The organism is Proteiniclasticum sp. C24MP (assembly GCF_043951855.1).
Classification (GTDB): Bacteria; Bacillota; Clostridia; order Clostridiales; family Clostridiaceae; genus Proteiniclasticum.
In genome coordinates this window covers 1-8,783 of sequence record NZ_JBINJW010000043.1, presented here as the reverse complement: position 1 = coordinate 8,783, position 8,783 = coordinate 1, and the positions used below count along the sequence as shown (strand labels likewise).

Annotated in this window: 8 protein-coding genes, 1 tRNA gene and 1 other annotated feature; of the genes, 8 read left to right on the top strand and 1 reads right to left on the bottom strand. The window is 43.3% G+C overall.

The window, feature by feature from the left end; translation table 11 throughout:
• Positions 1 to 91 precede the first annotated feature (91 nt).
• Positions 92 to 182: transfer RNA gene (locus ACHAL6_RS15155), tRNA-Ser, on the top strand.
• 183 nt (positions 183 to 365) lie between these two features.
• On the opposite strand, the gene ACHAL6_RS15150 is transcribed toward ACHAL6_RS15155, so the two are convergent.
• Complete coding sequence (locus ACHAL6_RS15150; RefSeq protein ID WP_395271495.1) at positions 366 to 1,283, bottom strand: ribokinase; 918 nt, start codon at positions 1,281 to 1,283, stop codon at positions 366 to 368.
• Positions 1,284 to 1,651: 368 nt separating this feature from the next.
• Positions 1,652 to 1,897 (top strand) — a binding site (T-box leader).
• Positions 1,898 to 1,964: 67 nt separating this feature from the next.
• On the opposite strand from ACHAL6_RS15150, the gene ACHAL6_RS15145 reads away from it, so the two are divergent.
• From ACHAL6_RS15145 to ACHAL6_RS15115, 7 genes are all read left to right on the top strand, one after another.
• Complete coding sequence (locus ACHAL6_RS15145) at positions 1,965 to 2,750, top strand: amino acid ABC transporter substrate-binding protein (RefSeq protein WP_395271494.1); 786 nt, start codon at positions 1,965 to 1,967, stop codon at positions 2,748 to 2,750.
• Entirely contained in the window at positions 2,743 to 3,384 is a 642-nt protein-coding gene (locus tag ACHAL6_RS15140) for an amino acid ABC transporter permease (protein ID WP_395271493.1), read from the top strand. Before ACHAL6_RS15145 ends, ACHAL6_RS15140 begins: the two co-directional genes overlap by 8 nt.
• Positions 3,384 to 3,995 (top strand): ATP-binding cassette domain-containing protein, encoded by a 612-nt coding sequence (locus tag ACHAL6_RS15135; protein ID WP_395271492.1) that lies wholly within the window; start codon positions 3,384 to 3,386, stop codon positions 3,993 to 3,995. Before ACHAL6_RS15140 ends, ACHAL6_RS15135 begins: the two co-directional genes overlap by 1 nt.
• 67 nt (positions 3,996 to 4,062) lie before the next feature.
• Entirely contained in the window at positions 4,063 to 4,866 is an 804-nt protein-coding gene (locus tag ACHAL6_RS15130) for a hypothetical protein (protein ID WP_395271491.1), read from the top strand.
• 275 nt (positions 4,867 to 5,141) lie between these two features.
• Entirely contained in the window at positions 5,142 to 5,750 is a 609-nt protein-coding gene (locus ACHAL6_RS15125; RefSeq protein ID WP_395271490.1) for a superoxide dismutase, read from the top strand.
• A 203-nt stretch (positions 5,751 to 5,953) separates the two neighbouring features.
• Complete coding sequence (locus ACHAL6_RS15120) at positions 5,954 to 7,954, top strand: prolyl oligopeptidase family serine peptidase (RefSeq protein WP_395271489.1); 2,001 nt, start codon at positions 5,954 to 5,956, stop codon at positions 7,952 to 7,954.
• A 457-nt stretch (positions 7,955 to 8,411) separates the two neighbouring features.
• Positions 8,412 to 8,783: helix-turn-helix domain-containing protein (locus ACHAL6_RS15115; RefSeq protein ID WP_395271496.1), on the top strand; the 372-nt coding region annotated here is incomplete at its 3' end.

Below are 8,783 nucleotides of genomic sequence, written 5' to 3'. Positions count from 1 at the left end.
CAGACAATCAAAAAGTCGAAATCTATTGACACTGGTCCATCCCATTGATATAATGTGTTTTGTGGTAATTTAATATAATTTACTTCGGCGTGGAGAACTACTCAAGTGGCCGAAGAGGCGCCCCTGCTAAGGGCGTAGGTCGGGTAACCGGCGCGAGGGTTCAAATCCCTCGTTCTCCGCCATAAAAACCATCTCATTTCGAGATGGTTTTTTTTGTGCGCTTTATTCCGATTCATTTCAGAAGCGCTTTCTTCAATTGATATCTCTGACCTTCAGCCTCCCTATCTCTTTTTTCCGGAAAATCAGAAAGGCGCATCAGATGGTTTTGCAATCCACTCCGATGGGCCTTTTCTGATTATGTTCTACTATTTCTGTTCTGCAAGAAATGCATCAATCTCTTCCTTGGTTGGAAGGGACGGCTGAGCGCCCAGTTTCAGGCAAGTGAGTGCTCCGGCAGCATTGGCGATTCGAGCCGCTTCGCGGAGATCTCCGGTATCCACGAAGGCATTGGCAAGAACTCCAGTGAACGCGTCTCCTGCTGCTGTAGGATCCACTGCTTTGATCTTGAATGGTGGAACCATTTCGTCATACCCTTCTCCATAGAGATAGGATCCTCTTTCTCCCATCTTAAGCACCACATACTTGGCACCATTTCTCTCCTGAAGCTTCTTGGCCGCTTCTCTTGCTGTATCCTGATCCTTTGGATAGATTCCTACAAGAGCTTCTGTTTCAGTTTCATTAGGAGAAAGAATGGTTACAGGTGGCAGTCCTTCCAGATCGTACTTCTGGGCCGGACCCGCATCAAGAACTGTGATGATGCCTTTTTCATTGGCGATCTCAATGGCTCTCTTGTTTGTTTCAAATGGAATTTCAAACTGAAGAAGAACCGCATCAAAAGGATCTTTGAATGCCTCATCCAGCTGATCTGGTGGTGTCTTCATATTTGCTCCAGGGAAAATGATCAGACGATTCTGTCCGTTGTCTTCCAGTGTGATGGCAACGAATCCGCTGTTTTCTCCTTCTTTCTCGATGACATGCTTGGTGTCGATTCCAGCCTCGGTCCATTTGTTCAGAAGATACTCTCCATTGGGGTCTTTACCGATGGTCGCATAGGCGGAAACCTCAGCACCGGCTCTTCTGGCAGCGACTGCAGCATTACTTCCCTTTCCACCGGGAGCATTGCTGTATCCATGTCCCAGTACGCTCTCACTGGGTTTTGGGGCTCGCTCGCAGCGAAGAATCAGATCCATCATTACACTACCTACAAGTAAAATTTTAGCCATAATTTTCCTCCTTGAATTATAATATATCTGTGTAAACATTATCATCAACAGAAATTTCTGTCAATTCCTTTGATACCCAAAATGACAAAGTGAAATGATTCACGAAACGCCTGAACAGGCTGAATCTCAGTGTATGCGCTTTACTCTTTCATTATCATCCGGGAATGAGCCTGCTCTATTCACAGAAATTTTACGGTTTATCTTCAGATCCTTCCCCAGATTCCGCATCTGAAATTCAGGATTTCATAAAACATCTGTCTTTTTCAGGCAAACAGCCTCTTTTTGTAAACCTTGCCATTGTAATTATCGTAAAATTTCAGGAAATTATTGCTTTTCTTTTTCTCCTGAGGTAAGATAGGTTCAATAATTTAATTGCGTTGAAAAGAAATAGTATCTTATGCAAAACTTCCAGAGAGTTTTTGGTTGGTGTGAAAAAACAGTGGAGCATGGGGGAACACATCTTTGAGCTGTACTTGCAAAATGAAGAAGAGTAGTGAGTACCGGGAATCCTTGTCATCCGTTATCAAGACTAGAGTATGATTGTACTCGAAGAGGTCAGTTTCCGTGAGGAGCTGATGAAATAAGGTGGAACCACGAATGATATCGTCCTTAGTCTATATAAGACTAAGGACTTTTTTATTTGAATTTCATGCAGTTAAATAAAAAAAGGAGGAAAAAGAAATGAAAAAAATCATCACACTACTAATGGGACTATTACTACTTGCAGGGTGCAGCAACCCTTCAGACAAGAACGAAGACACATTTGACGCCTTAATGGAAAAAGGTGAAATCGTCGTGGGTCTTGACGATACTTTCGTGCCTATGGGATTCAGAAACCAGCAGGGAGAACTGGTAGGATTCGATGTGGACCTTGCCAAGGAAATCTTTGACAGAATCGGTATCACCCCTAAATTCCAGCCCATCGACTGGTCCCTGAAGGAAAGTGAACTCAACAGCGGCAACATCGATCTGATCTTCAATGGCTATACCATCACCGATGCAAGAAAAGAGAAAGTGAATTTTTCAGATCCATACATGGACAACACTCAGATCATCATCACCATGGCCTCCTCCGATATCACTTCCAAGGAAGATCTGAAGGATAAGGTGGTTTCCGTGCAGAAGGAATCCAGTGCCTACGATGCGGTTTCCAGTGAAGAGGGAATCGTACCCAATCTCAAAAACGGTGAACTCATCACTTTCGATTCCAATCTCGATCTTTTCCTGGACCTGGAAGCAGGCAGAAGCGACGCCATCGTTCTGGATGAGGTTTTCGCAAGATACGTGCTTCTATCCAAAAACATAGAAGAATATCGTATTCTGGAAGATAATTTCGGTCAGGAAGAATACGGAATCGGCTTCAGAAAATCAGACACCACCCTGCTTGATAAAGTAAACGAAACTCTGGAAGAGATTGTCAGTGACGGAACCTTCGAAGAAATAAAAAAGGTGTATATCAATGATTAGTATGCTCCAGTCAAGTTATCCGGTCCTTCTGCAGGGTCTCGGTCAGACATTGTTCTATTTCGTCATCACGCTGATCACCTCATCCCTGCTGGGCGTACTGGTGACTTACCTTTACGGGTTTAAACGCATCAGACCCTTCATCTCCGCCTACATCTCCATTGTGCGTGGAACCCCTCTCCTGCTTCAGCTGATATTCATCTATTTCGGACTTCCCTATTTCGGAATCACACTGGATCGAATGACTGCAGCACTCATCGGCTTCACCTTCAACTACACTGGGTACATCGCTGAGATTCTCAGAGGAGGGATACAGAGTGTCCCTCAGGATCAGAAGGATGTGGCATTTGTACTGGGATTCTCAAAGTCCTATACATTCTACAGAATCCTTCTTCCTCTTTCCGTGAGAAACAGTTTCCCTTCTCTATCCAATGAAGTACTGGTTCTCCTGAAAGATACTGCACTGATCTACGCTCTGGGTTTAAGTGAGCTGATCAAGGTCTCCAGAACCCTGGCGAACATCTATGTTTCAGCAGTGCCCTTCATCATCGTGGGACTGATCTATTTCACATTGAGCATCATCATTGAAAAACTGCTGAAGAAAATCGAGAAAAATATGAGGAAGGTGACCATCTAGTGTTTAGAGCAGAGAACATATCGAAGTCCTATGGAGATCTGAAAGTCCTTGAGAACATGAACTTTCAGGTAGAGAAGAATGAAGTGCTTGCCATAGTCGGTCCTTCCGGAGTAGGTAAATCCACCCTTCTGAAGTGCATCGTACAGCTGGAGAAGCAGGACAGCGGAGACTTTTACATCAACGAGGTGAAAGTAGATGAAAAAAACAGAATCCGCATTGGACTTGTCTTTCAGTCCTCCAGCCTGTTTCAGCACCTGAATGTCATGGATAACCTGCTCATTGCAGTGAATTATCATAAACTCTACGAGGAAAAGGAAGCGGTGAAGAAAGCGGAAGCCTATCTTATGGAGTTCGGACTTTCAGACAAGAAATCCGCATACCCTTCCGAACTCTCCGGTGGACAGAAACAGAGAATCGCCATCATCAGAGCGCTTCTTCTACGTCCCCTGGTGCTGTGCTTCGACGAGCCCACCAGCAGTCTTGATTCGGAAAACAAGACTCTTCTCATCGACATCATCCGTAAAATAAAGAAGGATCAGGCTGTCATTGTGGTATCTCACGATGAAGACTTCATTGAAAGAGTCGCAGATAAAAAAGTTATTCTGGGATAGCTGTCAAAACCCTATTCATTTTCTGTATAATGATGGTAAAGGTCTAACTTGATCAGAAAGATGGGGGATGGCAATGGGTCTCATGTACTGGTTTCTCTATTTCATAATCTACAGTGTGGCAGGATGGGTCTACGAATCCATTCTATGCTCCATCACCGGAAAAAAACTGGTCAATCGAGGATTTCTAAATGGCCCTCTCTGTCCGGTCTATGGCTTCGGGGCCATCCTCATCGTTCTGGTCTTCTATGGAAGGGAAACAGGGTTTCTTCCCCTTTTTCTTTCCAGTATGGTTCTGACCACCACGGTGGAATATGTCACTTCCGTACTTCTGGAAACATTCTTCCATGCCAGATGGTGGGATTATTCAGAAAGACCTTTCAATGTCCATGGACGTGTCTATCTCACTGGAGCACTTGTTTTCGCATCTATGTCCGTCGTGGTTGTGAATTATGCCCATCCGGCCATAGAATCCTATCTGTATCAGCAGCCTATGATTCTGCTGAGTTATATCTCCCTGATTGTTCTCTTCGCTGTTCTTTTCGACCTTGTCTTCACTGTAAGACATCTGCTCCTGCTTAATAAGCGGATCGCACTCGTAAAGGAAGAATTCGACAGACTACTCAGAGAAGGCGAAATCAGACTGGAAGAGCTGAAGCAGATGCTCCAGAGCAGAATCGAAGATACTGCCATCTACACGGAAAAAGTCAGACTTCTTCTTCAGAAGGGGCGATATCAGAATCGGAGAATCTTCAACGCCTTTCCAGATATCACGCCGCTGAAGAACAGAGAGATCTTCAATAAACTTAAAAATACCTACGTGAACGGTCGAAAGAAACTTGATGACCAGATCAGTAAACTACGGGATTCGTAATATTCGCAAGAGGAGGCATCTGGGATGACCTCCTCTTTTTTCATCGGATTTCAAATATATGACATATAGAATTCCTTTATTTCATTGTCTAAAGAAATCATTCCAGTGAACTTTGTAAACTAACTATTAACAAAATACATATGGCCAGTAAATTTAATTGTATGCTATTGAATTTGACTATCATTTGGGTTATAGTAAACACATAAGTTCATTAAATCTTCTGATTACAGAAGTGAAAAATGATTTGAAAAAACAGAATTTGGAGGAATTAAATAATGAAACATGAATTACCAAAATTACCTTATGACTATAACGCCTTAGAACCTTACGTGGATGCTCAGACAATGGAGATCCATTACAGCAAGCATCACAACGGGTATGTAACCAAGCTGAACGGTGCTCTTGAGAAGTATCCGGAACTGCAGGAAAAGAGCCTGAAGGAACTGCTGACAGACCTTAATGCAGTACCAGAAGACATCAGAACCGCTGTCAGAAACAACGGTGGCGGACATATGAACCACTCCCTGTTCTGGACCGTAATGAAGAAAGCCGAAGGACAGAAGCCTGAAGGTGAACTTCTGGAAGCGATCAACGAAAAATTCGGAAGCTTCGATGAATTCAAGACAGTCTTCTCCGATGCGGCAGCAACAAGATTCGGATCCGGCTGGGCATGGCTTGTGGTAAAAGGCGGAAAGCTTGAAGTAATGTCCACACCAAACCAGGATAACCCTGTATCGGAAGGATACGAACCAATCTTAGGGCTGGATGTATGGGAACATGCATACTACCTGAAGTATCAGAACAGAAGACCTGAATACATTGAAAACTGGTTCAACGTAGTGAACTGGGATGAAGTTTCAAAGCTATTCAAGGAAGCAAAATAGCTGGATTGTAAAAACCCCAAATTAATATATATTTTACTGGCCTATAGTTTAAACCCCGCTGTTCCCCCAGCGGGGTTTTTTTGCGCCGAAATCCTGGAAATAATACAGAATACCTTATTGTCATACAGAAATTGACTATAATTCAAAACTATCTGTCAATTTTACTGTATATTTATTTTATCAATATCTTTACGGAGGTCAACATGAGAAACATAGCCATTGACGATTTCAAGAATTACAAGTTCCTATCCGGCATCGAGCATTCACCCGACGGAAAACATGCCGCATTTGTTCTGCACGAAGTGGACATGGAAGGAAACAAGTATCTATCCAACCTGCATCTTCTGGATGTAAGCAGCAACGAGACCCGAAAGCTTACAGCATTCAACAAGGAATCCAGCTTTAAATGGCTTGATGAGGAAAACATCCTGTTCACAACCATACGAGAGGATAAGGACAAGGAAGAAAGCGAATCCCTGAAAGAATTCACTCAGGTCTATAAAATCAATATTCATGGCGGAGAAGCGGACAAGTACATTCGTTTCAACAAGAAAGTAAGCGCCTATGAAGTTCTTCATAACGGAATTTTTCTCGCTTCCGCCTACTATGACAACAACAGCAAGGATCAGCTCACTTTAGACGAAAAAGAGCTCAGCGATGAACTGAAAAGACTCAAGGAAGAAAAGGACTATGAAGTCCTTGACGAAATTCCATACTGGTCCAACGGCAACGGATTCACCTCAAGGAAGAGAAACCGCCTATCTCTTTTCGATGAAAAGGGACAGTTCATCAAATATCTTACGGGAGAATATACAAACATCGAAAGCATCAAACTCAGTGAGAAGAAGGATCAGGCAGTGATCCTGTCCAGTACTTTCATGGACAAGGAAGAACTCTACAATGAATTGTCCATCTTCGATGGTGCAGCAGTGATCAAGCTGGAGACCAAAGGATTAACCATATCCTATGCGGAGTTCCTGTCAGAGAATATGCTGATTCTCACCGCATCAGACATGAAAACTCTCGGTATCAATGAAAACAGCAAGTTCTATACCTACAATCTGGAAAACGGTGCACTGAATCTTATCACGGAAGACCTGGATATATCCATGTACAGTTCTGTAGGCAGTGATTCAAGATACGGTGGAGGAAAATCAAGAGTCATCGATCATGAAGAGCTCTATTTCACCACAACGCAAGGCACCGATTCCTACATCATGAAAATCGGTGCAGAAGGTGATATAAGGGAAGTGATGACAGAAGAAGGTTCTGCAGACGCCATCAGCGTGAAGGACGGAAACATTCTCTTCATCGGCATGAAGAACACTTCCCTACAGGAAATCTATAAAGTGGAAAACGGAAAATCCGTGAAACTGACAGGCTTCAACGACTGGATCAAAGACGAACTGAAGCTTTCGGTTCCGGAGCCTCTGAGTTATACTCTGGAAGACGGAAGAACCATCGACGGGTTCGTGCTGAAACCTGCAGATTACGAGGAAGGAAAACCATACCCTGCACTGCTCGAAATTCATGGCGGACCGAAAACCGTCTATGGAAGCGTGTTCTATCATGAACTGCAGTATTTCGCCAGCAGCGGTTACTTTGTGATCTTCTGCAATCCAAGAGGAAGTGACGGCAAAGGCAATGATTTCTCGGATATCAGAGGAAAATACGGAGACATCGATTACGAAGACCTCATGAATTTCACTGACCTGGCGCTGGAAACCTATAAGGACATTGACGAGGACCTTCTCTTTGTCACTGGGGGTTCCTATGGCGGTTTCATGACCAACTGGATCATCGGACACACGGACCGTTTTAAAGCAGCCGCTTCTCAGAGGAGCATCTCCAACTGGATCTCCATGTTTAACACCACAGACATCGGCTACTATTTTGCAGATGATCAGACCGCAGCATCGCCTTGGGAAAACCATGATAAAATGTGGGAACAGTCCCCATTGAAGTATGCTGACAAAGTGAAGACCCCTACTCTGTTCATCCACTCTGAAGAAGACTACAGATGCTGGATCACAGAAGGGCTCCAGATGTTCACTGCCCTGAAATTCCATGGAGTGGATTCGAGACTCTGCATGTTCAGGGGCGAAAACCATGAACTCTCCCGTTCAGGAAAACCAAAGCATCGTGTGCGAAGACTCACTGAAATGGATGAATGGTTCAAGAAGTACAAGGAACTGAACCAGTAACAATCGCAAGCTTCAAACACTCCTATATATCTGAACTGGCTGTATCAGCCAGTTCATTTTCTTTTCCAGGATCATTGTTCCATGCCTCTAGCAGGAAACTGCACCCTTCTCAAGGACTGAAAAGCCAACCGACATTCAGAATCAGACAGGGATTCCATAAAATTGACACAATCTTTACCTTCGTTCATTGACACGTTAATATTATTACACTATAGTACTAATAAATATCAAAAAGGAGGAGCAAATGATTCTTAAAAATATATACAATCATGGACAAAAGTGAAGCAATATACCCATGATTCATGGACTTTCTGAGTTCATACCTGTTTCTGCTATGACAGTCCAGCTTTGGTGCAATTCAGATAAAATAATATCTCTTTCATATTCAATTACTGAAAAAGAACGTATGTGCTATAATTTTCTTAAAGAAATTCAAGGGAAATAGTGCATAAAGGTGATGATCAGGGTGCTGAAAAGTTACAAGACGGAAATACATCCGACTGAGAAGCAGAAACTCAAAATAAACAGAACCATCGGTGTCTGCAGGTTCATCTACCATTTCTATATTGCGGAAAACAAAGAGATCTACAAAGCGGAGAAAAGCTTCCTGTCCGGAATGGATTTCTCAAAATGGCTAAACAACGAATTCCTGCCAGAGAATCCGGAATACCTGTGGATCAGAGAGGTCAGCAGCAAAGCTGTGAAGCAGAGCATCATGAATGGAGAGAAGGCTTTCAGGAAGTTTTTCAGGAAACAGTCCGGATTTCCGAGATTCAAGAAGAAGAACAGATCGGATGTGAAGGCATACTTCCCCAGGAACAACAGAACG

Bases quoted from the DNA above. Each gene is read 5' to 3' on its own strand.
- ACHAL6_RS15150 (WP_395271495.1), bottom strand. From the start codon at position 1,283: ATGGCTAAAATTTTACTTGTAGGTAGTGTAATGATGGATCTGATTCTT.
- ACHAL6_RS15145 (WP_395271494.1), top strand. From the start codon at position 1,965: ATGAAAAAAATCATCACACTACTAATGGGACTATTACTACTTGCAGGG.
- ACHAL6_RS15140 (WP_395271493.1), top strand. From the start codon at position 2,743: ATGATTAGTATGCTCCAGTCAAGTTATCCGGTCCTTCTGCAGGGTCTC.
- ACHAL6_RS15130 (WP_395271491.1), top strand. From the start codon at position 4,063: ATGGCAATGGGTCTCATGTACTGGTTTCTCTATTTCATAATCTACAGT.
- ACHAL6_RS15125 (WP_395271490.1), top strand. From the start codon at position 5,142: ATGAAACATGAATTACCAAAATTACCTTATGACTATAACGCCTTAGAA.
- ACHAL6_RS15120 (WP_395271489.1), top strand. From the start codon at position 5,954: ATGAGAAACATAGCCATTGACGATTTCAAGAATTACAAGTTCCTATCC.